Below are 25,624 nucleotides of genomic sequence, written 5' to 3' on the forward strand. Positions count from 1 at the left end.
TCCCTTATGAGTATTGATACTGTTAAACGCTTCGACCGGATCATCGCCATTTTTATTCAGTTACAATCCAAGAGAATTGTGAAGGCGCAGGAATTGGCGGATCGGTTTGAAGTAAGTCTGCGAACTATTTACAGGGATATTCGAACGCTCGAGGCATCGGGTGTGCCTATTTCAAGTGAAGCGGGAGTAGGCTATACCATAATGGAAGGCTACCGTTTGCCACCGATTATGTTTACCCGCGAAGAAGCGGGTAGTTTTGTGGCTGCTGAAAAACTCATGCAGAAATTTACAGATAAAAGTCTTGGTGCCTTTCATGCATCTGCGATGTACAAAGTGAAATCCGTTTTAAGGGGAAGCGAGAAAGACTGGATTTCCGCTTTGGAGTCGCATGTACTCATTAATCCTGCACAAACCCTTTTTAATGAGAATATTCCCAATGCACTGGAAATTTTATTTGAAAGTATAGCAGAAAAAAAACAGGTCTTTTTGAAGTATCAATCACTCCAATCTGATAATAGCTCTGACAGAAGGATTGAACCTGTCGGACTTTTCCATGAAAACAATTTTTGGTATGTGCTGGCTTATTGTCATTTACGCAATGATTACAGACAATTTCGTACCGATCGTATGATTAGTATAAAAGCAACTGAACAAAAATTTACTATAGTACATGGTACCATTGATGAACACAGAAATAATAATGATGCGGACTCCTCACCAAAAACCAAAGTGAGAATTTCAATTGATAAGAACATTGCCAAGCATATTAAAAATGATAGAAATTTCTTCGGATTTGTATCAGAGAAAGCGGTAAAAGATCAAATAGAAATGACTTTTATGACCACTAATATTGAACATCGCTTTCCACGGTGGTTTTTAATGTTTGGCCAATACGCAACCATCCTTGAGCCTGAAAGCCTAAAAGATCAGGTGAGGGAATTGCTGAGAAAAACGGAGGAGAGACTGAACAGTTAAATTTTCATATTGAACTTGAGAGAATAGCTATTCATTTTCTGTTTTATGGCAATAACTATTGTTCCTCATAGAAAAATGAATTTTGCTGCAACAATCCTTCAGTAAAATCATATACTCTATAATAGCAGTAGAACTACCACCTTTAACCTTCATACCCATGAGAAAGCGTTTCGTAAAATTAGATCATGAGAATACATCCAGACGTACCTTCATTAGAAAACTGAGTATGGGCATAGGTGCCACTACTTTAGGCCTCCATGGACTTTCTGCAATGGCTGGCGGGACAAATCCTAGTCCTTCCCCAGAAACGCTGGAAAAATTGCAAAATGGGCGTAAGTTGGGAATTGCATTGGTAGGTTTAGGGAATTATAGTAGGGGACAGCTTGCACCGGCACTACAGGAAACAAAGCTTTGTAAATTGTCCGGTATTGTGACCGGCTCACCCGAGAAAATTCCTGAATGGAAAAGGAAATATAACATAGCTGATAAAAATGTTTACAACTATGGAAACTTCGAGAACATCAAAGGAAACGATGACATTGATATTATTTATATAGTGTTGCCGAACGGAATGCATGCGGAATACACCATTAGAGCTGCTCAAACCGGTAAACATGTGATCTGTGAAAAACCAATGGCTACTTCTGTTGAAGATTGCCAGCGCATGATAGATGCCTGCAATAAGGCAGGAGTGAAGCTTTCTATTGGATATCGTTTGCACTTTGAACCTCATAATCTGGAAATGATGAGGCTGGGCCAGAATGAGGTGTATGGTAATGTAGAGAAAATTATAGCTGAAGATGGTTTCAGAATCGGTAAGGGCGGCTGGCGACTGGATAAAGAATTAGCCGGGGGCGGGCCCTTAACAGATGTGGGGATTTATTGCATTCAGGGTGCTATCTATACGAAGGGAGAAATGCCTGTTTCTGTTACAGCACAATATCATGAAGTAAAGAATAAGGAGAAATTTGATGAAGTAGAACAAGGACTTGACTGGCAAATGCAGTTTAAAGATGGCACTGTGGCAGATTGCAAAACCAGTTATGCGGAAAACTTGAATTTGCTGCGTGCTGAAACGGATACAAATGAATGGTTTGAATTAAGCCCTGCTTATTCCTACAGTGGCATAGAAGGAGAAACCAGTAAAGGTGATTTAGATTTTAAGCAAGTAAATCAACAGGCTTTGCAGATGGACGATTTTGCAGATTGCATCATCAATAACAAAAAAACACCTCTGCCGGGAGAAATGGGGCTAAGAGATGTATATATCATTTATGCTATTTACGAAGCGGCTGATACAGGCAAAAGAGTATCGATTGACCAGAACAAAAAGATGCTGGATTGGCGAATTGGCGATTAATAGTAAACCCCATTCTTCAACCTTTACTAACCTCAGTCCGATTAATAAAGAAGCGTAGTCCTTGCAAAACGGGGAAGGATATCCTGAAAAATCATACAGGATTGAACTACTATATTGCGTATTCAGCTTTGGCCTTTTTTACTTTAGCTTGCTCTAGCTTCCCTTTAGGTTTAAGTTTTAAGAATATTAATAAACTGATTATGGAAGTACTCAACCAAAAAGCATCTACTACAAAAATTTGTAATTGTTGCTCATTAAAAGTTTTCCAGATCCAGTTGCTACTTATTACCCCATTCGTAACAGGTACCAAAAAGCCCAATATACTTCCCGATAATAAGCTATACTTATTGGTAAAATAATTATCCTTCTTGATTGAAAATATGATGGTGAGAATCAACCAACTGATGAAGAATGCTTTGTAAATAAGTAAATGAGGTTGAGGATCATTCACATCCTTAAAAAGTTTAACTACGGAGAAAGTAAATGCTGTTACAGGATACATACTTAAGGAGATCGCTAGAAAGATAGCAGAAACCCATTGATTCGCCTTTCGTTTAAACGGTGTATTGCTCTTTTTATCTCGCGCTTCCACCCAAATAAGTACACCTGATAGAATTATAAAACAAGTGATGATTCCAAAAATGAAATAGATTATTTTTAAAGGGTATCCTCCGAAGTTGCCATAATGTAATTTAATAAGAAAGTCCTGTGCACCTGCTATATAACTTGTCTCTGTGTATGGGTCTCTTTCGAAAACTACCTCTCCTGTTGATGCTTTAAAAGCCATTTGTCCTAATCCTGCAAATTTTTTGTCACTTTCAGGTTTTACATCCACTACCACATGCATATTGGCATCCCCATAATTTTGTAGTACGACTTGAGAGGCATAAACTCCTGCCCAATTTTGTTCAGCCTTCAACACCATTTTATTAATGTCTAACTCATAATTTTGCGGTTTATTAGTAAATGGAAATGGTGCCACATCAGTTGACAAGTCTTTGAACATTTTATCTGAATTCCCATCGTACAAGAGGGAGGTTACAGGGCCCAACATTACGGTACTGCCAATTATTAGTACTGCACCGGTAACGGCATAAATGAATTGAAATGGTAAACCGATAAGTCCCAGGGCAGTATGCGCATCTGTCCATACAGTTTTAAGCTTTGCCCAGGGCCTAAAAACATAAAAGTTACTGATGATTTTCTTCCAGTGTACAATAACTCCTGTTACAATAGCGAAAAGGAAAAAGAACGCTACAAAGCCTGATAACAAATAGCCATAGGGGTAGGGGATTTGTGCAAAAAAATGTAATCGGTACATAAATTCTCCCAGAGTAAAATCCTCAAAGTAAGAATATTGCTGTTGTGTGGCCGGATCAAGATAAAAGAATATCCTGCTTAAAGCTGATTCAGTAGCCGTGCTGTCTTTACCAGGTGTAGCACTCACCATTACTCTTCTTTCCTGATGGATTTGGCGGATAGTTACATCTCTACCATATAAATGATGTTGATTTTCTATAGAGTCTAAAGCTAAGTTAAAATCAATATCCATCTGGGAGTTTTCTTTGATGGGTTGTTCTCTTTCCCAATTGATGATGTCATCTCTAAAAAAGCTTATTGAGCCTGCAAAAAATATCACAAACAGCGCTACACTTATTACTAATCCGCTGACAGTGTGGGTATGAAAAAGCACGTTGTAGATCCGATTGCTCATAAGCCAGAATAAAGTTCAGGTGATTGTATTTTAATAAGTAACAGGAGGGATGAAAGTAAAATAATAGCTAATAGATAAATTCCCCATGCTTTCCATCCATTTTTAAATAAAAAAGGAATAATCATTAATGTGCCCCATACAATGAAGCCTGCAAACTTTAAGGTAAATAGAACAATTACAGGATCTGTTAAAATAGCAGGTACAAGAAATAAGGTAATTGTTATCATAAAACCACCAATAAAACCTGCAGTGATTTTAGCAAATCGCTGGTGGAAGCTTGGGTCAAGATGTTTTTTATTTGCTGGCATTTTTATAAGGTTATTTCCAAAAGGAAGCACAATAATAATGTAGGCACTATGTTCCATCGATTAATATAGCCTAATGGAGCCAGTACTATAACAAGGCTAGCCACAATAATCATACTTATGGTGTAGACAAAGATGCCTGAGCCTACACCATAAACTATTAGACTAAATACAAATCCCACAGTAAGACTGGCAATTCCTATAACTGAGGCCATTTTTTTGTTTTTGCGCAGATATTCTTCCCATTTAGTGGGCGAAGGCAGCTCGGCACGTTCAGATTTTTGATAGCAAATCCAAAAACCTAATAATATAAATAATATACTAAAAGTGGCCATTTCTTTTAAAGAGCTATACAATAAGTGGCACAATGCCAGATGAATTCATACTCTTCTCCTTTGTAACTACCCGGAACTTCTTCTTTTTTGGTCGTTTCCACAGTATATTTCGTGTTCCATGGTAAGTTAAAAGTGACAATTCCGTCTTTATCAGTAGTCAATTTTTTACTCCAAAGGTCAGCTACAAAAATAGTTACTTCCTGATCTGCAATGGGTTGTCCTTTGTATAATACCTTTAAAGAAGCGTCTGATCCCTTTACAGCTTTATTTTTTGAGGCATTTACTACCACCAAACCTGCTTCATTATCGGCAGCGGAATTTGTAACATTTTTGCCTACCACTACTTTTGCGGTGGAATGATAGTGTGTTTTGAATATCCCAAAATCATATTGTGTATAATCGATTACATCAATTTCATTGTTGTTGAGTACTACGGTGTAGGTACCATCCTCAGTAGGTATAAAGCTCCCTTCAAATGCATTTCCATTAATAGCGGTTTCAATAGCTTCTTTTTTTCCAGAGGGCGCAATTATCCAAAGTTTAAAATTTTTGACGCCAGCAAAATTTTCTCCGTTTGGGTCTTCAATCACGCCATACGTATATTCTCCGAAGTGGACTTTGATTACATGTTCTTCTCCTTTTTTACCTGCTTCATTTGTTTCTACCCAAAGGTAATGGGCAAAAGAAGTGCTTGTAATGAATAAAAATAAGAGAGTGGTGATTATTTTAAGATGTTTCATAATTGATTTTTTAATTCACTAGATATAGCCTTTATATAGATTCATTCTAATTTAGCGCGAATTTAGAATCATTCTATTTAACATCAAAATTATTTAGAATAAGTTTAAATAAAAATAATATGAAAGCCCCGATGGCCTTACAGCTGAATTAAGCTTGTATTTAAAAATCACTATTTTTCAGATAGGGTGGGGTTATTAAGAAACTGGAAATAATCGTTCTTCAACTAAAGATAAATTCATCAATTAGAATACACATCCTCCCAAACGAAATTCTCGTTTCTAAGGAGTCCTCCTAAAATCTTTCTTCTTTCATATAACTTAATATGGTTTTCTGGAAATTCCACTGACATTTCACCTATTTCAGGAAGATTGTCCTGAGAAATATTAAACTGTTTAATTGTCTGCGGATAATTTTGTTGCATATGTTTTAAGAAATGAGTGAGAGAACTTCTCAGTGGCATAAGTTCATTGTGAAATTTTTGTGCTTGTAAGCTACTTAATAATTTACTTATTGCTTCATCAAGCGAGGCAAGGTGTAGGTTAAATGAGCTTGAAATATCAGCATTTCCATAATAGTGGAGGACTGGATAGGCTTGATGGTTGACAGTATGTCTGTCGATCATTTCCTGTAGAACGGAAAATTTTTGATAACAAAATGAAGTATCTTTTTCTAAAAGGTTGTTAACGATCTCTTCAGGGCTGTTGCCTAAATTCCGAATGGAGAGTGCTAAAGAACGCTTGTGAATTACAGCTGATGATACTGAAACCAGATAGGTCATTGAGGTAGTAAAGAAAACAAATCCAAAAAAGGAGAAGCAACTTGTTAAAATTTCATAAAATGGGGAAACCGGTTTAAAATTGCCCAGTCCCAGGGTTGAGAGCGTATAGCCGGTAAAGTAAATGCGTTCTGTTGCGTTGGCTATTTTGCCATTGTCGTTTACGATTGCTTCTGGAGTATAGGAGAAAAGCATGAAAAGACCAATCCATACTAATACAACCCATCCACTAAGAACTATCAAATTTACTATCATTCCACTTAAAGCAAAGACTCTACGCCCAATCAATTTTACGCCCACTTGAAGAATTCTATAACTGATGAGCGATAAAAACCTTGTAATAAATGCTGATCCGCTTCCTGATAATGTCGTGAAAAAGAAATCATACATTACCAGAAGCAATATTAAAGTGCCTACAATTAAATAAAATATATCTATCATCAGGGAAGGGATTTCATCATGTTCTTAAATTTAAAAGAGCCATCCGATTATAAGAAATATCAATAATATTAACAGAACCAGAACTATCAAAAAACTTATCCAATGTTTGCTAATTCTCAATTGAATACTGGATGATTTGGCTTGTTTTCCAAATTCTCCATGTGCTCCATGGTCGCCCGGAATGGGTTTCCATAAATTATGTCTTTTATACGGGTTTTCGGGCTTATCTGTTTTTTGGCCTTCAAAAGCATTTCTGGCAAGAACAGAGTCAGCAAACCATGGGGCTATTTTATTGCCTATTATAGCTTTTAATGTTGAAAAGCCAACCATTATTTCTCTTCGGTTGTGTTCTGCAGCGTAAACAATGGCATCGGCTGCCACTTCAGGTTGGTAGATGGTGCCCATTGGCCGTGGCTTTTTCGGTAATCTGGATTTTACAAAACCAAATTGTGTGGTATTGAGGGCAGGCAATTCTACCATAGTGATTCTTACCTTGCTTTTATCATGTTTCAACTCTGTACGAAGTGAATCAAAGAAACCTTGAATAGCATGCTTAGAAGCGCAGTAAGCAGATTGTAATGGGATGCCTCTGTAAGCCAAAGCTGATCCCACAAACACGATTGACCCTTTGTTACGTGGAAGCATCCTTTTTAAAGCAGCAAGTGTACCATTCACCTGGCCCAAATAAGTTACCTCTGTTACTCTTTTGTATTCTTCGGCTTTCATTTCTTTCACAGGACTGAATACGCTGTTCATAGCATTGTTTACCCATATGTCAATGGGACCAAGTTCCAGTTCAATTTTCCCGGCTGCTTCTTCCACGGCCCTGGCATCAGCTACATCAACCGGATAAAATAAAGCTTGCCTTCCCATATTCTCAACTTCCTGTTTAGCCGCCCCCAATCCATCTTTTCCTCTGGCTAATAGTGCTACATTATAACCTTTTTTAGCAAATGCCCTTACGCAAGCCCTGCCAACTCCAGCAGAAGCCCCGGTAATTACTACAATACCTTTTGGAAGATTTATTGCCTTGCTTTCCGGCTTCATTGCTATTTTTCGATTTCAACTTTATGAACAAAATAATCTGTTAGCTTTTCCCATTGAAATTTTTGGAAACCAGCCCAGCCTCCTTCAGCAATAAGTGTATTAACCAATTTTCTTTCGCCAGCTTCTTTGCCCTGATTATTGATCCCTTCATTCTTCCCTACTTCGTAGCCAAAAATGGTATTGTCTACTTTTTTAACTCTGAAAGTACTGGTGGCTTCATCTATAAAAAAGTGATCAACTTCCTCCTGTCCCTCTCCTTTGTCTGTAGGATTAGAGCTTGGGCTAACAGTAAATTCCGCTAAATTTTCTTCTTCTTTTATATCTGTAACTACCACCCAATTTTCTGGGAAAGGCCCCGGTAACTCAATTTTTATATAATCATTCACTTGCACTTTAACAGTGTCTTTTCCTTCCCCTCTACGGTTATACAATTGAAATGTGGAAGAAATACCGGGAAGCCTTGTCCAGCGGTTTACATTAAAAAGCTTTTCTGCCGCTCTTTGATATGCTTCAGTGGCTTTTTGTTCATCCGAATATTGGTTTTTACTAGAGTAAGTCTCGTTTTTGGATTCCTTTCCTTCAACGATTTTTTTTTCTTTCTTTAGATTTTCCATGTCTGTTAGTTTTATCTTTTACATTCTGCCTTCTCATGCCGACTTATTCCTTTTTTCCATCTGAATCATATCAATTACCAGTCCTGCCCAGGTGAAGTCTTTAGCTCCATAACCTTCTCCTGTAAACGGATTATAGTATTCCCTGAAGCCACTTTTTGCTATTAATTTTAAAATACTGTCGATCATTTTCTTAGATTCCTCTTTGTATCCTGACTCCATCAGAAACTGATGCATAAACCAGTTATGAGCTATCCATGTAGGGCCCCGCCATATATACAGAGATTCTTCCGGGTTAAAGGATGGGTGATTTTTAGCTACTGATGGTAGAGGAAAAGAGGTATCGAATTCTTCTTCATTAAAGAAATGAGCTTCCATTACCTTTTTGGCTACTGAATGAGGAATGCCATCTATTACTACAGGGTAAAAAACTGTAGGGGTCAGTATTTTTATTTTAGTATTCTTCTTTCCATATACATCATAAAAAGCAGCATCTTTTTCATCATACATTATCTTTAAAATGCTTTCCGTCACTTTATCGCCCAATGATGAGTAATAAGCATCATCATCATCATTTGTTACATGACACAATCGTGACAGTGCCTGAAGATTTTGAGCATAAATGGTATTAAAACCCACATCTTTCACTCTAAACAGCGCCTTTTTATTAATTTTTTCCAGATTATAATTATTGAGAAAATTTCTGAAATCAATCCATACCACTTTCAGAAAGAGTCTCCAATCAGCTTTTTTCTCCGGGAAACCCAAAGCCACATCATAGGTAGGTTTCCAGTCTATACCCGATTCAAAGGGAGAAATGATGGTGAGTAACCCATCTCCATCAAAGTCCCTGTTTTTGGCTAGCCACAGGTAATACTTCTTTAGTTTTGGTAGCATTTCAGCTAAAAAGTCTTTATCACCTGAATTTTCATAAATTTTTGCTACTGCCTGAGCCACAAGAGGAGGCTGGATAAGGGCACTCATATGGCTTTTATATAAATTACTAATTTGCGGTTTCGACTGGAAGAAATCCGCCATTCGTCCCGGTTTTAATCTGTTCCAATAAATCATATGACCTACAAATCCATCATCTTCCTGCATGGCAAAAAGACTTATCAGATGTTCCCTGGCCATGTCATGTTCACCCAAAGCAGAAAGTATAAAAACGTGATAACAGGTATCCCAAAAGAACTGGAAAGGATACCTTTCAGGTGCAGGTTTCGTATAATGAAATTTTTTCCCATTTTTGCTACGTCCTTTGATCATATTTTCATAGATCAGTTTCCTGGTTCTTTCAAAAATTTCCTTCTCAGTCATCGAGTGTGGTAATTAATTTGATCGCTGCTTATAAGAACAGCATAATTAACATCATTTTATATATTTATCCCATAAACCATAATCTTCTTTTTTAGGTCCCATAGGTATAGAAAGTGCTGCCACAATAACTCCTGTTATGGCACTACTGATGTTTAATGCCAAAGTGCTGTCCTCTACAAACCATGGCCAAATTGCTACTGCCAAACCCAAAAGGATGTTTAAAAAGCGACCCGCTCTCATTACCTCAGCCATGCAGATTACGGCTACCACTACTATGAACGCACCACCCATATGGTTTATATCGGCAGAAGTGGCATTGATAGAAACTCCAAAAGCTCCGGGAGCAAACATTAACCAAATGCCTAAAATTGTAGACAGAGTTAAGGTCCATGGAAAGCTCATCCCCCAGATGGATGCTTTAAATATTTTAGCGGGCTTTTGCGGAAAATTGAGGATTTCAGGGGAACGTTCATCATTCTTAGTAGTGACAGGATCGCCACCCTTCCAGAATACTTTCCACATTGAATCCCCCTTTCTTTTTCTTTGTACCATATGTTGTCCCATCGCAATTACTTCATCAATTTGAAGAGGGATCATAGGCAACATCAGAATAGCTGTTAAAAGGCAAAGTGTGCACCAGGCACCTACAGTTAAAGGTTGGGAAATGACTAAAAAGATACTTACAAAGCCCAGCGGTATCACCAAAATACCAAAAAAAGTAACCATCCATGGCATAGTACGCCAGCGGGAAGTACTACCCATCCATCCCATTAAAAATTCAAGGGTATAAGCCAAAGTACCCAAAGCTGCATCAGAGATAGGCCAGGAATGTGACATATCAGAATTTAACACCTCCATCGTGCTGTCTCCAAAAAACGGATCCCAGGCAAAATCAATATAGCCTAATTGGAAAGCTCCTAAATAACGTGAAGCAATCATTCCCAAAAAGGCCAGGGCAATCATAATGGCTCTTTGTGGCCAGCTGGAAGGGTTATAGCTCCATGCTGCAGGGAGATCACCACCCATTTTCATAAACATAATCATATTAGGCATGCCTGGAATTAATACAGTTAGCGCAATAATTATGGCTCCCACTAACATTCCATTTAAATAGGCTATTCCTGATGGCGACCAAAAAAGCAGAGGTGCCATACTGATCCAGATACCAATAAAGCAGCAGATCCACATGCTGTAAGGGCGGTTAGGAGTTAATGATCGCCAGCCGAAAAATATTAGCAACAAGCCACTGATGATATCGCTCCATTTCATGGCAGCAATTCTCTCGCTCATAGAAAGCCACACATCACGCCCGCCACTCGGTTCTACTGCATTCTTGGCATAATCGAACGAAAGTGGGGTGAAAACCATCCAAAATCCTAGTAATACTATGAGCCAGTAAATCCAAAGTGTTTGTTTGTGATGCATTTGCAACATTTCTTCCCTTTGCTCCTGGGTCATTTTATGGCTATGTCCTTCCTCTTTATGGTCATCTTTATCTTTTTCACCACCTCCTTTGCTCAGTTTCATTTCGGCCATAGGACGTGTAACACCACGCATTTCCATTCCTCCGTGTTGGTGTTTATGTTTACTGTCTTTGTTTTCAGGTTTTTTATTTTTCATAATACCTGCTTAAGATTGTTCCGCTTTCTCCTTTTCTTTTTCCCTTACTTTTCTGGGAGGGTCAAGGTTATTTTCCTTATACCATCCGGCAGGGTCAGCTTTAAGCTTTTCAATCATTTCGGGTAGGGTATCTAGGAGCGAGTATTTTGGTTGCCAGTCAAGCAACTTATTGGCACGTGAGATATCCAGTTCATAATGATCATCTGCACGATCTATCATCCATGGTTTAATGAAAGGGTCTCCGAAAATATCCATTATATAAGCACCTGATTTAGCTACTGGAGCAGGTACTTCATAAGTGTCCCATTCTTCCCCATGAATTAATTTTCCAATTTTGTTTTGTATCTTCTGGTAACTTGGGGTTTCTGGCTCCCCAATGTTAATGGCAATTTCCTCATCAAGTTCTTTACGCTTATCCACTGTTTTTTCCACGGCATTCAGTAAATCCTTCATATGAAGAAAAACATTTCCATGGGAAGTGTCCCCGGAATAAAAGTGGCTGGTAAATTGCTTTTCATAAATTCGCTGAATCTGATGGCTGATGGGTATTGAGTGACATTCTTCATCATATAATCCGGCCAACCTCAAAAGCACTGCCTTCATATTGCCGCGATTGTCCCTGATAATTTGCTCTGTATCTACTTTTGATTCCGGGTAGTCCCAGTTAGGAGCGAGTGGGCAATCTTCATTGATCTTTTGTCCGGGTTCGGTAGGTTTGTAAATGAGGTTGGTACTGGAAAATATAAATTGCTCCACCTCAAAATCTTTCAAAACATTTAGGAAATTTTCTGTTCCTTGTACTGTCACTTTTTCATACAGAGGACTTGGTTCACCGGAGAAATCATAGTATGCAGCCAAATGAATTACAGAAGCTATTTTATCTCCATATACATATTTTACCCTTCCCATGGCAGCTCTAATACTTTCTTCTGAAGTGATGTCAAAACATATCCATTCAGCTTCAGCAGGAGGGTAGGGGTTTCCTACTTTATCCAGTCCTACTACCGTATATTTTTTAGAAAGTAACTTTATAATTTCAGTACCAATAAGGCCACTGCTTCCTGTCACTATCACTACATCTTTGCCAGATTTGCTTTCTTCCTTATTTTGATCAATTGATTTTTCCATCTTAGAATAGTTTGATTTGAAATAAACTGTTACTACTAAGGTTTTGCATAAGCACTGCTAGAGAATTGAATCTGACTCACTTAGTGTTACACAAGTATATAATATGCAACGGCTGTCTTAAGAAGGAAGTTGGTATTTTAAGTATGATCTTTATCCATACTCTACACATTGCTTAAGTGCTTATGGCATAGCTTTATCAGTAGCTTTTATAGGGATTCTAAAATAAATTACATAAATGTTGGTCATTTCCCCGCTAGCCCAGATAGCTATCGGGGGGCTTATTTTCAAGTAGTTACAAATGATTCTCGTGTAATTGCCTAATAGGCTCTATTTAAATAAGCGCCTTCTTCCTGATTAAAATTAGCCAGCTAATCAACAGTATAAGCTGAGCAACTGCATCTAATAAATATACATCCCATATTCTGTCAACTAGTGCATAATAAGTGTCAATGAGGATAAAACCCATGGCTGATGCTATGGCCATAAAAGCAATTTCTTTAAAGGGTTTTTTTCTCCTGGAAAAATAATGAACCAGCATAGTGGCTCCAATTACTGTAATTAAAACCCCAACCGTTTTCACCAGCCAAATATCTTGCTTGGGGCCGGAAACAGCTACAAAACTCTCAATATGAAGAATAGGCCAGATTCCGGTAAAGAAATAGTAGAGGCCTTGAACAAGCACTAATTTCATCATTTAAATTTGTGATAACAGTTATTTAAACTGAGATTGACCCTTAATTAAACCTTCAACTTTCCAAATTTGATGTTTGCCTATTGATGATGAAATGTCCACCAATCGAATAGCCTAATCCTTTGAAATTTGGAAAGTTTTGCCCCATCTGTTTTACAGTTAAATCTGAACTTACTTGGATTGATGTTCTTCTTCTTTTGGCTTTTGTTGTTTGCCCATCATATCAGCGGATTTATTATCGGGCATCATGTTGCCCATTGCTACTTGCATTTTGTTTTTAAATCCTGAAATGACCATTGCTTCTCCGTTCATCAAAGCCTTGTATCCATCTTCCGCTGCCTTGGCCGGATCTGCTAAATCCTGTTCCAATATTTTTGATGATTCCATGTCTGCCTTGTTGAAGAAATCAGTGTCGGTGGCACCCGGCAATAGGGCGGTCAGGCTAATCCCTGTATCTTTCATCTCACTTCTCACAGCCTCAGTGAAAAATTGGATAAAGGCTTTAGTACCATGATAAACCGCTTGATAAGGACCAGGAACCTTTCCCGCTATAGAAGATAAATTAAGAATTTTGCCCTCGCCAGCTTGCATCATATCCCGTATGAAATATTTGGTTAAGGCTACTGTAGCAACTATGTTGAGTTGTATAATCTCTAATTCGTCCTGCAGATTATTTTCTATGAATTTACCGAATTCTCCCTGGCCAGCATTATTCACAAGGACATTGATTGTGATGCCCCTATTCTTTACTTCTTCATATATTTCTGAGGCGGCTTCCTTTTTAAACAAATCTTTGGTGATTGTCTCCACTTTCACGCCTTCCTTTCTAAATTCTGATGCTGCTTTTTTCAGATCAGCCTCATGACGGGCTACTATCACCAGGTTATACTGATCTTTGGCAAATAACTTTGCCAGCTCGTAACCTATTCCGCTTGTTGCACCGGTGATGAGTGCGTATTGTTTTGAATTTTCCATTATGATGTCATTTTTGAATAGTATACTTATGTATCTTTTACGAATTAGGAAAAAGCATGGTTGGTACTTAAGTACATTAATTCAAAATGAACTGTAGATGGTTATTGATTTTTGAGGGAAGCACACCACTGAAGGGAATTAAAGAAAAACAGAGAAAATCAAGTGGTTTTTGTCGGGATGACAGGATTTGAACCTGCGACCTCTCGCCCCCCAGACGAGCACGCTACCGGGCTGCGCCACATCCCGTAATTAATACGATTGCAAAAATAATTGATTTCTCTTAATAATGAAAATGAGAAAACAGTCCGGATATTATTTATCATTTATTTCATTGGAAACCTGGTTTTTCATCTGAGAAAATAGGCTTTGAATATGGAATGTTGTATCACTACAGAATAATTATGTAAGAAATCAGCCTGATCTTTTACTCAATTTTGTAGTGAACCATTACCAACCAATAAACGGGTAAGCTTAAATCTTAAAATAATGAAAAATCCATCTGATGAAAAAAAGATAGGAACTGAAAATCCAGTTCCTATCACTGCTAAGGAGGAAGGTTTATCTGTACAGGAAAAATTCGAACCTGATATTTCTGGTGGCTTAAATGAATTGTTTGAAGACCAGTTAAAGCAAATTTATTGGGCTGAGAATGAATTGACAAAAACATTACAGCAGATGATTTCCAAAGCTACTTCTTTGGAATTACATAGTGCTCTTTCCGAACACCTGGAAATTACAAGGCAACAAATCATTAGATTAGATGAGCTTTTCTCTAAACTTAAAATGAAAGCGGAAGGTGAAAAATGTGAGGCTTTGGCAGGCTTAATCCTGGAAAGGGAAAAAACTATTAATAGAATAGAGGAGGGGGATTTATGTGATGCAGGAATTATTGCTGCAGCCCGAAAACTTGAGCATTATGAAATGGCTTCTTATAGTATACTGATTTCATTTGCTAAAGCTTTAAAGCTAAAAGATTCCTTAAGACTTTTGAACAAATCTTTACAAGAGGAAAAAGAGTGTGACGAAGAGCTCTCAAACCTATCATTAGAAATTAATATTGAAGCTACATCATCGTCATGATGGGTCTGCCAATCATTATTATAATTCAAATCCAATAGTATCAATGCAAAAATAAAACTGAAATGAAAAACTCCAATCAAACTACAATAAATTATTTAAATAAGTTGATTTCAATAATTGAGATGGGCAAAGAAAGTTACCAGCAAGCTGCTGAGAAAGTTTTGGATCCAAGGCTTAAAGAAGAAATACTGAAGATTTACCAGGAAAAACATGAGTTTTCAGTTCAGTTACAACAGGAAGTTATAAAACTCAACGGGGTGCCAAAAAAGGATATCAATCAGGTGGAAGCTTTGCGTATTTTGGGACCTGATTTAAAATCTGCCCTTACCTCTGGAGATCGTTTTGCAGTTATGAATGTCTGCATTTCAGTAGAAGAAATTGCCATTGAGGAATATAAAAACACCTTAGAAAATCAGGAATTTCCTCTTAGAATAAAAGAAGTCATCACACAACAATTAGATGGTATTGAACGTGCTTTTTTGTTTATGGCAACACAATTTGTCTGAAATTTATCAACTCTAACGGTTAAAACTGTGTAACATATACAATGGGATTATTTTAATCCAAATTTTGCTATACAACAATTGTAGGAAATGAAAGAAGGTATTTATCAGTCTCTCATTCAGTCGATCCAATCAGGAGAGCACCTGAATATGAAGTTAGGAAAAAGTGGGAAAATCAAAATAGAACGCAAGTTACCATTCCTGCTTATCCATAGAAATACTGATCCTAAAAATAAAATGGTACCCAGATTGATAACAGGTGAATCTTCTTTTTTACTCACTACCCCTGACGAAAACCATACCGGCAAATTAGCTAAAGGCATTAAAACAATTGGTAAAAAAATATCCCGGGAATTTGGGGCAGTAATGATAATAGAAATCTGGATCGGAAAACCTGACAGTAAAACCTTTAGGATAAAGGCTGCCAAAATAAAAGCTCCTGCAACCATTGATACACTTACGAAAGGTTTAAATGACTATTGTGTTAGAAATAAAAGCCTTGATGTAAAAGTTGAACGAACCACTGACAGACACCCACCTGATATGGAACCCATTTTGACCATTGAGCAGTGCCAGGAAATGGGAGCCTTTTTAATAGGTTTGGAAATACCTCCTTTTTTTAAAGATGAGTCTGAAAAGGAGTTTTACTTTATGGAGTTCAGACAATTCAAAACAGCTTTTTCAAAAATCATCAGAAAAGCACTATATGAATTTATAAGAGTACAAACTACTTTTGAAATTTCCAGCTTCAATATGTTGGGAAGCACTAAAATCAATAAGCTCGTCTGGGAAATAGATCAGCAATTGTTCGACATACAAAATAATTTCCAGTTTTTGCTTTTGATATCGCCTACCAATGTGAATGAGGCTCTGGTGAAATTTACAGTCAATAACTATAAAGGGAATCCCCAATTTCTATACAGGTTATTGCCAATAGATCCGGATTATCTGAAAGAAGAGTTATTTAAAATTAAAATCAGAGATATAGAAGACCCCACATTGGCTTTTTTGTTTATGGACAAAAGGGAAGAGATAGAAAAGCAGGTAACGATGTTAAAGGAACGTGGGACAGTCAATTTTAAATTTAGTAGCATTAGGCTCTATAGCGCGGTGGATAAACAGTTGTATGAAACAGCAAGCTCTTTGTTAAATGAGGTTTCGCCCGAAGAGGAATACAAGGGAAAATTTCTGGATTGTCGCGAAATGGCGGATTTGTGCAGAAAAGAAATAGATTATTACCGGCAGTTTTATCATGAAATGGATGCCAGGGTATATGTAAAGCCGGATATAATTGGCATGTTGGTTTCAAAAGGCCAACTATATATAGGTGAAAAATATCGGGTGCCGGAAAACCGTGTGGAGGCATTAATACATCATGAAGTGGGTACCCATGTACTTACCTTCTATAATGGGAGTGCTCAACCCTTTAAACAATTGTGTATAGGTTTAGCCGATTATGATGAACTGCAGGAAGGAATAGCCGTTTTAGCAGAGTACCTGGTTGGGGGACTTACAAAAGGAAGGCTCCGGCTTTTGGCAGCAAGGGTGGTGGCCGCCCATTGCCTTACGGAAGGATTTAATTTTGAGGAAACCTTTCATGAACTTACAGGCAGGTGTGGGATGGATGTTGAAAATGCTTTTCAAATCACTGCCAGGATTCATCAGGGTGGAGGCTGTACCAAAGATATTATTTATTTAAGGGGTTTGATAAAATTACTGAATTATATCAAAGAAGGAGGAGAGATCGAACCTTTGTTTATAGGGAAAATCGATTTGAAGCATGTTTCATTAATAAATGAACTTCGTGCCAGAAAAATATTAAAGCCGATGCCACTCTTTCCACGATATTTTAAAACAGATGAAGCCAAAGAAAGGTTTGAAAGAATAAAAAAAGGAATAGCATTGAAGGAACTGGTAGATTAAATTATTTTTTAAAAAACTAACAACCAAAAATGAAAATAGGATTTGTAGTGAACCAGATTGCCACTGAAGAAGCATGGTACGATACCACATTATTATCTTCCAACGCTGTACAACGAGGCCATGAAGTTTATGTAATGGAAGTGGGAGATTTAATGTATTTGGAAAATGGACACATGGGTGCTCCTGCTATAAAGGTTTCCAACTCAAAATTCAGAAATCTGGAGAATTACCTGAAACATATACAAGATAAAGAGGCTGAAAGGATTAAAGTTTCATCAAAGGAACTTGATGTGTTATTTTTGCGCAATAATCCAAGTGAAGAAGAAAGGGCAAGAAACTGGGCCAAAACGGCCGGAATGATATTTGGTCAGATAGCTGTGGAAAAAGGAGTACTGGTGCTGAATGATCCATATTCACTCATGACCTCCTATAATAAAATGTATTTCCAACATTTTCCAGAGGAGGTACGGCCAAGGACAATCATTTCAAGAAATATCGATGAAATAAAAGAGTTTTATAAGAAGGAAGGAGAGAAAATTATTCTCAAGCCGCTGCAGGGTTCAGGGGGTAAGGATGTATTCCTGATAGACAATACCACTAACATTAATCAGATAGTTGAAACAATTAGTAGATATGATTTTCTGATAGCGCAGGAATATTTACCAGAGGCAAAAGATGGTGATACGAGAGTAATTATGATAAATGGCAAAATACTGGAAGTTAAAGGAAAACCTGCTGCCATGATGCGCCAGAATAAAGCCGGAGATATCCGTAGCAATATTCATGCTGGGGGAGTACCCGTTAAAGCACAAATGACTGATGCCATCCGGAGATTATGCGCCATGGTGGCTCCCAAACTGAAGAAGGACGGTATGTTTATGGCCGGAATTGACATAGTAGGAAATAAAATCATGGAACTCAATTTGGATAGCCCCGGTGGTATAGTCAGTATTGAAAAGCTTCAAAAGGAGAAATTTGCTGCAGAAATCATTATAGCCATTGAGAAAAAGATTGAATATCAGCGATACTACCAGGGTAAATTGCCAAATGCTTATTTAGCTACTTTGGATATAGCGTAAGAGGAAATAGTAGACATAAATAATTTCAGCAGGAATATAAATGTAATTACATATAATGAGAGAGTGGATGATGATTAATATTCATCCTGCCACTATTAAACACATATTTTGCAAAAAACCTTCCTTTTAACCTGAAAAACAGAGAATTCCGCTTTGACTTTCATCTAAATGATCCAGTGATTAGTCGAAGAAATTTATGTTTTTGAATTTTAATTGTTGCATTTCGTAGAAGGTTTTGTAGTTTTGGGGTCTGTTTGACTGCTTTTAAAAATATATTTGCTTGAAAAACTTCTACCAATTCCTTTTAGCCCTTACTATACTCATACTTTATTCTGGTTTTGCTGAAGGCGCAATAACCCCAAGTAAAGACGGTGATAAAATTATTAGGTTGTCAAGAATCGAAAAAAGGTTAACGAACCTTGGTTTTTTTTCAGCAGCAAATTCATCTATAACTATTCCTCAACGGGAAATCTTGTCAGTAGAAGGAGCCTCTATTCAATTTGAAAGGAATTTTGGAGAGGAGCCCACTTTCCCTGAATATTCAAATGAATCTCTTTACTGGGGTGACTTCCGGCCGAATGAAAATATTAATCAGGATTCTGTTGATTTCCACATTGGAAGTGCTTTGCAAATGCTTGAAAAAGTAACAGGAGAGGGCAGGTTAGTTGAACAGCTTACCTTAGACATGACGTTTCAATTACCTGTTGGTATAAAAAAAACTATTGGTGAATTAGCGTATACCGTTATTTTCCATAAAGTAAGGCTTACTGAAACCAATGCATATGTAGATGCCTATTTAACAATCGAAATTCCTGAATCGGAACAGCCATTGGTTTTTATGGGTAGGGGCATAGAGTTTTCTGCCGGAGGAGGTATTACAGGAGCAGGGAAATTAGAATTACTGGGAGATCGTAACATACCTTTATCAGATAATAAGATAATTATTACTTTATTAGGAGGATCACCCACTGAGCCAGGATTAACCTTTGCAGAATTTGATTGCTATGGTTTTAAAGAATTGTCTATTGATGCAGAAGTTACTTTTTCCAAAGGTTTATTTATAAGAGAAAACCCCGATGGAAGTTTATCTGACAAAGAAATGGTAGTTTCCTTTAATACGAAGGTTGCTGACTGGAATAATATTATGGTGGATGTGAGCTTACCTAAATTTCAATTAAGCAAATTAAAAGGGTGGAGCTTTGAAGTTAAAAATGCTGTATTAGATTTTTCCGATGAACAAAATGCTGCTTCCATTAAATTTCCTCAAGGTTATGAGTCTCCATTTTTACAGGAGGGTTCGGAAAAACTGTGGAGAGGATTTTATTTAAATGAATTAACTATTACCCTTCCTCAGGAATTTAAGAAGAAAGACTCCGCACAAAGAACTACTTTGAAAGCCTATGAAATGATAATTGACGGAACAGGCTTTACAGGAGGTTTTTCTGCTAATAATATTTTAGATTTAAATGAAGGAAATGCGGATAAATGGAAGATGTCTGTAAATTCCATATCTGCTGAGTTTGTACAAAATGAGTTTGTAAAAGCAAGTTTTGATGGAGAGCTTTTAATACCAACTTTAAAAACTGACGAACCATTAAAGTATAGTGGGCTTATTCAAACAGGTGGTAATTATCAAATTACTGCCAGCCTTCAGGATAGCCTGGCATTTGATTTATGGAAAGCAGATGTTGAATTGCTGCCTAATTCATTAATTGAGCTTAAAGTTGTTGAAGGTAAATTTAGACCTAAAGCGGTATTACATGGTAACATGAATATTACCCCCACGCTATCAAATGGTGAAAAAGGAGCTTCTTTGTTAGCTATTGATTTCCAATCTTTAACCATTCAATCACAAGCACCTTACCTAGATGCTGAATATTTTGGTTTTGGTTCCGAGCAGGTAAGCCAGAAAATGGCAAAATTCCCTATCACCATTGAATCAATAAGCTTTAAAAAAGAAGCCAATAAAGTAGGCTTATATTTTCTCTTTGATGTAAACCTTGTTAAATCTAGCGATAATGGTTTTGGTGGAGGCGCAGGCTTAACTGTTTGGGCTAATTTAACTGAAAACGATGGGATCCAGAAATGGAAATATGATAAACTTCAGATTCATGAAATAAGCATTAATGTTAAAAAAGACCCGGGCTTTTCTTTCAATGGAACTTTAACATTTTATGAGGACGACCCTACCTATGGAAGAGGCTTTAGAGGAAATGTAGATGCTACATTAGGAGGCATAGATGTAAATGCTACTGCTATTTTTGGGAATGTGAATAGCTTTAGATACTGGTATGTAGACGCAATGCTGGTTTCACAAACTGGAATTCCGGTTGTTCCACCATTTTCCGTGAATGGTTTTGGAGGTGGAGCATATTACCATATGCGACAACAGGGACTTAATGAGAATATAGGATCTGCAATAGGGAAGTCTTCATCAGGAATTGTTTATGTGCCTGATGAAAATACATATCTGGGCATAAAAGCTTCAGTTGCTTTTAGTCTTGCAGGTTCGCAAGAAGCTTTAAATGGTGATGTTACCTTTGAAGTTAATTTTAATAAGCATGGAGGAGTTAACCAAATAGCTTTTGAAGGAAATGCTAAATTCATGACTACTAAATTCTCTGCTGAAATAGATAAAATTAAGCAAGTAGCCTCTAAAATGAATGAAGGTGGTAATCCAATACCGGAAGACAACAGTAGTTCTATTCGTGGAAATGTTAAGCTGCTATTCGATAATGAAAATGATACTTTCTATGGAAATATTAAGGTTTTTGTCAATGTAGGAGGTGTTATACAAGGAATTGGAGCAAATGATTTAGCCGGGCAAGCTATCATCTATTTTGCTCCGGATGAATGGTATGTTCATATTGGAAGCCCCACTTCTCCGGTAGGTGTTGAGTTTCTTGGGATTGCCAGAACGGAAAGCTATTTTATGGTAGGACATAATTTGCCGGATAGCCCGCCACCACCAGATCTGGTAACCGAAATTTTAGGAAATAAAGATTTAGATTATAATAGAAATTTAAATGATTTAAATGCAGGAAAAGGAATTGCATTTGGCTCAAGGCTTATAGTTGATACAGGAGACATGTCATTTCTTATATTCTATGGAAGATTTGCGGCTACTGCTGGCTTTGATATAATGTTAAAAGATTATGGGAACGTTTCCTGTGTAGGCCGTTCAGGCCCAATTGGTGTGGATGGCTGGTATGCTAATGGACAAGCCTTTGTTGGGATCATGGCTACTATTGGTATTAAAGTAAGGTTGAAATTCATAAAGAAAAATATAGAAATTTTTCATGGTGCAGCAGCTGCAGTTATGCAGGCTCAAGGGCCAAACCCTTTATGGATGAAAGGTGTAGTTGGAGGAAAGTACAGAGTGCTTAATGGATTGATAAAAGGATCTTTTGATTTTGAGGTAACAATAGGTGATAAATGTGAAATTGAGCAAAATGGTTCTCCATTGGATAATATTGACATTATAGCCGATCTTACTCCTCAGGAAGGAAGTAAAGAAGTTGATGTTTTTACTACTCCTCAAGCTATTTTCAATTTACCTATTAACAAAGAATTTGAATTAGTGGATGTTCAAAGTGTAAAGCATGTATATAAAGCCGAATTAGAATACTTCAGAATAAAAAATGGTGGTGCTTCTTTGCCTGCAAACCTTATTTATAATGATAACAATGATGTATTAGGGCTACAGACTATTGATGTTTTTCCCTCAGAAAAAGAGTTGAAGCTCGAAGTTCAAATAATATTTAAAGAAAAACTTAATGGAAGCTGGAATGCCGTTTTAGAGGGAGGACAGCCTGTAAAAGAGTATAAGTCAATTAAATTTATGTCAGGTATTGAACCGGATTATATTCCTAAAAATAATATAGCCTATTCTTATCCTACAGAGGGCATGGTTAACTTTTATCAGAATCAGGTAAATGCGGGTTATGTTAAGCTTAAACAAGGTATGGAAAGGCCGTTTGAGAACGATGGAAGTTGGAATTTTCAGGTTTCGTTTACTGATGAGGCAAATGTGAAGAAAAGAAGTAATTTTTCTTATGATGCTTCAGCCAGACAGGTTAACTTTTCTATTCCTAACAATATAGCTAACAATAAATCACTAAAATTTGATTTATTGCGTGTTCCTAAAGCAAAAGCAGGCGCTATAGATAGAAACGTTGATAGTGTAGTTACAAGTACAGCTATTGCAGGGGGTGAAAATCTATCTCTTGAAATAAAAACTAACAGTGCTGAAGGAAGCATTGAAACGCTACAGGAGAAATCTATTCTTGCCTTCTATATACGTTCAAGTGAATTCAATACGCTGGCGGAGAAGTTCACTTCAACAAAATATACAATCAATACTGGCTGGAGGTATCCTATTCGCCCGGGAATTCATGAACTTGGTTATACCTTAAAAAATCTGACAGAAGAATTTGATCAATTAGAGATATCTGGTGACCGGAGTACCGGACCTTTGGTTTCTTTTCAAGCTGATTTTAGTGGAAATAGCTGGTATAACAGTCATATCTATCCTGTTATATATGATGATTACCCAATTAATAATTCTATCACCGTTGCTAATGACGAGGAAAGAAATCAATATAGCGTACCACCGGCTGAGGCTATTTATATCAGGCAATTAAGGGATGATTTCAGTATTGATCAAAGTACCGGGTTTCAGCAATCAATTCAGTTTAGCAATGCTTTAGCTATAATATATAATATTGCTGATGTGGCTGAGAGAGATTTTATCACCCTAAGAAATAAAGCTGCCAATTATTACCTGAACAGAACCAAAACTACAAGAGTAAATCTTTTACTCAATTCTGACTTTCCAGTAGTGAGAAAGGGCTATTATAAAATTAAAGTTAATTACAATCTTCCTGGTAAAGAAACGCCTATAAGTGCTTATCAATTCCAGTTATATAATCCAGTAGGTATAGAATGATTCATAGATTAATATTTATATTGTTATTAAGCATTTCCTTCAGTTTGAATGCGCAGGATGAAGATGCTTTTGTGGCAGTTACTGCTTCAGTGGAAGGAAATGATGTTTTGCTCCGATGGGCACCTTCTACCCCTATATTATGGTATTATAGCAATATTTATGGCTATACTCTTGAAAGATATACCTATAAAAGAGGAGGGGAAATCCTGGAAAAAGCTGAGAAGATAACTTTAGGCACTGATTTAAAACCTTCTGAATTGGATGAATGGGAGTATTTAGCTAATCGTGATGATTTTGCTGCCGTAGCGGCACAATGTATATACGGAGAAAGCCTTGAGGTTACTGATGGTGCGACTGATGTTTTTTCAATTGTCAATAAATCCAAAGAAATGGATTCGCGTTTTTCATTTGCCTTAGTAGCGGCAGATCAGAATGTAGAAGTGGCTAAACTGAGTGGTCTTTACTTTAGAGATGAGAATGTAAAGGAGGATGAATATTATCTATACAAAGTTTATGCTAATGTTCCTGATAAAATTGAAAGAGCAGATACCGCTATTTTATATTATGGGTTAGCTGAGTTCAAAGGACTACCAAAACCACAATTGTTAGATGTATTGGTTCAGGATGAACAGGTGCTTGTAGCATGGAATACCGTTGCCTTCGACCATATATATAATTATTATCAGATAGAGCGATCTGAGGATGGTGAAAATTATAAAATACTCAATGGCCTGCCAGTAGTAAATGTAGAGTCCGGACCTCGGAAAAATAAAACCACCGGTATGTATGTGGATACTACCGCCCATGTGGGTAAACACTATTATAGGGTGGTAGCCAGAAATGCTTTTGGCCAGACTAGCCCTGCTTCCGATTCACTCACAGTGGAAGTGCTTCCTGCTAATCAATTACCACAGCCTGAAATTATTGAGGGAGAAAATGTAGACAACCAAAGTATTGCTATAACATGGAATATTCCTTACGAAACGGAACTTATTGATGAAGTTTATTTGGAAAGAGGAAAAAGTGCTAAAGGGCCTTTTAAAAAAATAAAGACAGTTTCCTTAAATGAAAGACGAATAGTAGATGATGCACCTTATTTTAACAATTATTATCGATTAGTGGTAGCAGATAAATATTATACAAAAGCTTCATTTCCATATCTGGTACAACTAATTGACAGCATACCACCAGGTCCTTCAGAGATTATAACTGCTACTGTGAAGGATAGTCTTGTAACAATTAACTGGCATCCAAATCCTGCTAAAGATTTAATGGGCTACAGACTTTATAAGTCTAATTTTGAATCCTCCGAGTCCTCTTTGTTAACCGAAGAATTAATTACTGATACAGTTTATCAAGAGGTAATTGCTTTAAATAATTTAACGCAAAATGTTTTTTATTATTTGGCAGCTATTGATCATGTAGAGAATCAATCTCAATTAAGTAAAGCTGTAAAAGTTGTAAAGCCTGATAGAATCCCACCATCTCCAGCTGTTATTTCTGAGGTAATTAGCAAAAATGATAGTATGACGATCAATTGGAAGCCTAGTGGAAGTTCTGATGTGAAGAATTACCTGTTATATAGAAAGACAGGCACTACTTATACTTTAATAGGTGTACTTTCTTCCGATAAAAGTCAATATGTTGATACTTACAATAGCGACCAAAAGACTACTATTACTTATAGACTAATAGCAATAGACCATGCTAATAATGAGGGGATATCTAGTCCTTTTTCTACTATTTACTTACCTGAAAGTAGTTCTGAAAAAGTGAAATATAAAGTCATTGAAGAAGAAGGGGTTCTTAACATTTATTGGGAGACGGAAAAAAATAATAATAGAGAAGTAAATATCTATCTGAATAATGGAGAGCATTTTAATTTGGTTAAAGTGGTGAGTTTTGAAAAAGGCACTTATAGTTTAGCCAGAAAAGGGATTACTGAAAAGGATTTAAAATTAATTTTTAGATGAGGTCAAAAAAATATTATTGTAAGTATGGTATTATTGCCCTTTAATAATCAACAAGATAGCCTGTGTGAAATTGTAGATTTTAG

General features: G+C 36.9%; 20 protein-coding genes and 1 tRNA gene. 8 read left to right on the plus strand and 13 right to left on the minus strand.

The annotated features are described in order from the left end of the window. The first annotated feature begins 6 nt into the window (after positions 1-6). Positions 7-975 (plus strand): helix-turn-helix transcriptional regulator, encoded by a 969-nt coding sequence (locus JKA74_RS03280; protein ID WP_201429726.1) that lies wholly within the window; start codon positions 7-9, stop codon positions 973-975. A gap of 157 nt (positions 976-1,132) precedes the next feature. After that, a complete protein-coding gene (locus tag JKA74_RS03285) occupies positions 1,133-2,335 on the plus strand; it encodes a Gfo/Idh/MocA family protein (RefSeq protein ID WP_201429727.1) in 1,203 nt (400 codons plus the stop codon). A 109-nt stretch (positions 2,336-2,444) separates the two neighbouring features. Here JKA74_RS03285 and JKA74_RS03290 read toward each other — a convergent pair whose 3' ends face one another. The 13 genes from JKA74_RS03290 to JKA74_RS03350 form a co-directional block, all read right to left on the minus strand. Continuing rightward, entirely contained in the window at positions 2,445-4,049 is a 1,605-nt protein-coding gene (locus tag JKA74_RS03290) for a PepSY-associated TM helix domain-containing protein (protein ID WP_201429728.1), read from the minus strand. After that, entirely contained in the window at positions 4,046-4,357 is a 312-nt protein-coding gene (locus JKA74_RS03295; protein ID WP_201429729.1) for a hypothetical protein, read from the minus strand. The genes JKA74_RS03290 and JKA74_RS03295 overlap by 4 nt, the downstream gene beginning before the upstream one ends. Positions 4,358-4,359: 2 nt before the next feature. Continuing rightward, positions 4,360-4,689, minus strand: coding sequence for a hypothetical protein (locus JKA74_RS03300; protein WP_201429730.1), 330 nt, complete (start codon positions 4,687-4,689; stop codon positions 4,360-4,362). A 5-nt stretch (positions 4,690-4,694) separates the two neighbouring features. Next, complete coding sequence (locus tag JKA74_RS03305; RefSeq protein WP_201429731.1) at positions 4,695-5,429, minus strand: DUF4198 domain-containing protein; 735 nt, start codon at positions 5,427-5,429, stop codon at positions 4,695-4,697. Between the two features lie 239 nt (positions 5,430-5,668). After that, positions 5,669-6,646 carry an ion channel gene (locus tag JKA74_RS03310; RefSeq protein WP_201429732.1) on the minus strand — a complete coding sequence of 326 codons (978 nt, stop codon included), beginning with the start codon at positions 6,644-6,646 and terminating at the stop codon, positions 5,669-5,671. Between the two features lie 30 nt (positions 6,647-6,676). Further along, positions 6,677-7,693 carry an SDR family oxidoreductase gene (locus JKA74_RS03315; protein ID WP_201429733.1) on the minus strand — a complete coding sequence of 339 codons (1,017 nt, stop codon included), beginning with the start codon at positions 7,691-7,693 and terminating at the stop codon, positions 6,677-6,679. Between the two features lie 2 nt (positions 7,694-7,695). Continuing rightward, entirely contained in the window at positions 7,696-8,307 is a 612-nt protein-coding gene (locus JKA74_RS03320; protein WP_201429734.1) for a hypothetical protein, read from the minus strand. Between the two features lie 33 nt (positions 8,308-8,340). After that, positions 8,341-9,621, minus strand: a complete 1,281-nt coding sequence (locus tag JKA74_RS03325; protein ID WP_201429735.1) for an amylo-alpha-1,6-glucosidase — start codon at positions 9,619-9,621, stop codon at positions 8,341-8,343. A gap of 51 nt (positions 9,622-9,672) precedes the next feature. Beyond that, positions 9,673-11,241, minus strand: coding sequence for a vitamin K epoxide reductase family protein (locus tag JKA74_RS03330; protein WP_201429736.1), 1,569 nt, complete (start codon positions 11,239-11,241; stop codon positions 9,673-9,675). A 9-nt stretch (positions 11,242-11,250) separates the two neighbouring features. Then, positions 11,251-12,369 (minus strand): NAD-dependent epimerase/dehydratase family protein, encoded by a 1,119-nt coding sequence (locus tag JKA74_RS03335; protein ID WP_201429737.1) that lies wholly within the window; start codon positions 12,367-12,369, stop codon positions 11,251-11,253. Between the two features lie 331 nt (positions 12,370-12,700). Next, positions 12,701-13,063 (minus strand): hypothetical protein, encoded by a 363-nt coding sequence (locus JKA74_RS03340; RefSeq protein ID WP_201429738.1) that lies wholly within the window; start codon positions 13,061-13,063, stop codon positions 12,701-12,703. Between the two features lie 168 nt (positions 13,064-13,231). Further along, the gene (locus JKA74_RS03345; RefSeq protein WP_201429739.1) at positions 13,232-14,035 is read right to left on the minus strand and encodes an SDR family NAD(P)-dependent oxidoreductase; all 804 of its coding nucleotides are present in this window, start codon (positions 14,033-14,035) and stop codon (positions 13,232-13,234) included. A gap of 172 nt (positions 14,036-14,207) precedes the next feature. Further along, positions 14,208-14,281 (minus strand) — tRNA-Pro (locus JKA74_RS03350). A 240-nt stretch (positions 14,282-14,521) separates the two neighbouring features. Here JKA74_RS03350 and JKA74_RS03355 point away from each other — a divergent pair. The 6 genes from JKA74_RS03355 to JKA74_RS03380 all read left to right on the plus strand — a co-directional run bounded on the left by JKA74_RS03355 (position 14,522) and on the right by JKA74_RS03380 (position 25,541). Then, entirely contained in the window at positions 14,522-15,115 is a 594-nt protein-coding gene (locus JKA74_RS03355) for a YciE/YciF ferroxidase family protein (RefSeq protein ID WP_201429740.1), read from the plus strand. Positions 15,116-15,177: 62 nt separating this feature from the next. Further along, a complete protein-coding gene (locus JKA74_RS03360) occupies positions 15,178-15,621 on the plus strand; it encodes a PA2169 family four-helix-bundle protein (protein WP_201429741.1) in 444 nt (147 codons plus the stop codon). Positions 15,622-15,708: 87 nt separating this feature from the next. Then, positions 15,709-17,541 carry a flavohemoglobin expression-modulating QEGLA motif protein gene (locus JKA74_RS03365; protein WP_201429742.1) on the plus strand — a complete coding sequence of 611 codons (1,833 nt, stop codon included), beginning with the start codon at positions 15,709-15,711 and terminating at the stop codon, positions 17,539-17,541. A 29-nt stretch (positions 17,542-17,570) separates the two neighbouring features. Continuing rightward, complete coding sequence (locus JKA74_RS03370) at positions 17,571-18,620, plus strand: glutathione synthetase (protein ID WP_201429743.1); 1,050 nt, start codon at positions 17,571-17,573, stop codon at positions 18,618-18,620. 280 nt (positions 18,621-18,900) lie between these two features. After that, positions 18,901-23,568: a hypothetical protein gene (locus tag JKA74_RS03375; RefSeq protein ID WP_201429744.1), complete on the plus strand. Its 4,668-nt coding sequence runs from the start codon at positions 18,901-18,903 to the stop codon at positions 23,566-23,568. Continuing rightward, positions 23,565-25,541, plus strand: coding sequence for a fibronectin type III domain-containing protein (locus tag JKA74_RS03380; RefSeq protein WP_201429745.1), 1,977 nt, complete (start codon positions 23,565-23,567; stop codon positions 25,539-25,541). The genes JKA74_RS03375 and JKA74_RS03380 overlap by 4 nt, the downstream gene beginning before the upstream one ends. Positions 25,542-25,624: the final 83 nt, after the last annotated feature.

It is taken from the genome of Marivirga aurantiaca, from assembly GCF_016679925.1.
GTDB classification, from domain to species: domain Bacteria; phylum Bacteroidota; class Bacteroidia; order Cytophagales; family Cyclobacteriaceae; genus Marivirga; species Marivirga aurantiaca.

Bases quoted from the DNA above. Each gene is read 5' to 3' on its own strand.
- JKA74_RS03370 (WP_201429743.1), top strand. From the start codon at position 17,571: ATGAAAATAGGATTTGTAGTGAACCAGATTGCCACTGAAGAAGCATGG.
- JKA74_RS03300 (WP_201429730.1), bottom strand. From the start codon at position 4,689: ATGGCCACTTTTAGTATATTATTTATATTATTAGGTTTTTGGATTTGC.
- JKA74_RS03360 (WP_201429741.1), top strand. From the start codon at position 15,178: ATGAAAAACTCCAATCAAACTACAATAAATTATTTAAATAAGTTGATT.
- JKA74_RS03355 (WP_201429740.1), top strand. From the start codon at position 14,522: ATGAAAAATCCATCTGATGAAAAAAAGATAGGAACTGAAAATCCAGTT.
- JKA74_RS03290 (WP_201429728.1), bottom strand. From the start codon at position 4,049: ATGAGCAATCGGATCTACAACGTGCTTTTTCATACCCACACTGTCAGC.
- JKA74_RS03325 (WP_201429735.1), bottom strand. From the start codon at position 9,621: ATGACTGAGAAGGAAATTTTTGAAAGAACCAGGAAACTGATCTATGAA.
- JKA74_RS03315 (WP_201429733.1), bottom strand. From the start codon at position 7,693: ATGAAGCCGGAAAGCAAGGCAATAAATCTTCCAAAAGGTATTGTAGTA.
- JKA74_RS03310 (WP_201429732.1), bottom strand. From the start codon at position 6,646: ATGATAGATATATTTTATTTAATTGTAGGCACTTTAATATTGCTTCTG.
- JKA74_RS03365 (WP_201429742.1), top strand. From the start codon at position 15,709: ATGAAAGAAGGTATTTATCAGTCTCTCATTCAGTCGATCCAATCAGGA.
- JKA74_RS03295 (WP_201429729.1), bottom strand. From the start codon at position 4,357: ATGCCAGCAAATAAAAAACATCTTGACCCAAGCTTCCACCAGCGATTT.
- JKA74_RS03320 (WP_201429734.1), bottom strand. From the start codon at position 8,307: ATGGAAAATCTAAAGAAAGAAAAAAAAATCGTTGAAGGAAAGGAATCC.
- JKA74_RS03380 (WP_201429745.1), top strand. From the start codon at position 23,565: ATGATTCATAGATTAATATTTATATTGTTATTAAGCATTTCCTTCAGT.
- JKA74_RS03280 (WP_201429726.1), top strand. From the start codon at position 7: ATGAGTATTGATACTGTTAAACGCTTCGACCGGATCATCGCCATTTTT.
- JKA74_RS03335 (WP_201429737.1), bottom strand. From the start codon at position 12,369: ATGGAAAAATCAATTGATCAAAATAAGGAAGAAAGCAAATCTGGCAAA.
- JKA74_RS03345 (WP_201429739.1), bottom strand. From the start codon at position 14,035: ATGGAAAATTCAAAACAATACGCACTCATCACCGGTGCAACAAGCGGA.
- JKA74_RS03305 (WP_201429731.1), bottom strand. From the start codon at position 5,429: ATGAAACATCTTAAAATAATCACCACTCTCTTATTTTTATTCATTACA.
- JKA74_RS03285 (WP_201429727.1), top strand. From the start codon at position 1,133: ATGAGAAAGCGTTTCGTAAAATTAGATCATGAGAATACATCCAGACGT.
- JKA74_RS03330 (WP_201429736.1), bottom strand. From the start codon at position 11,241: ATGAAAAATAAAAAACCTGAAAACAAAGACAGTAAACATAAACACCAA.
- JKA74_RS03340 (WP_201429738.1), bottom strand. From the start codon at position 13,063: ATGATGAAATTAGTGCTTGTTCAAGGCCTCTACTATTTCTTTACCGGA.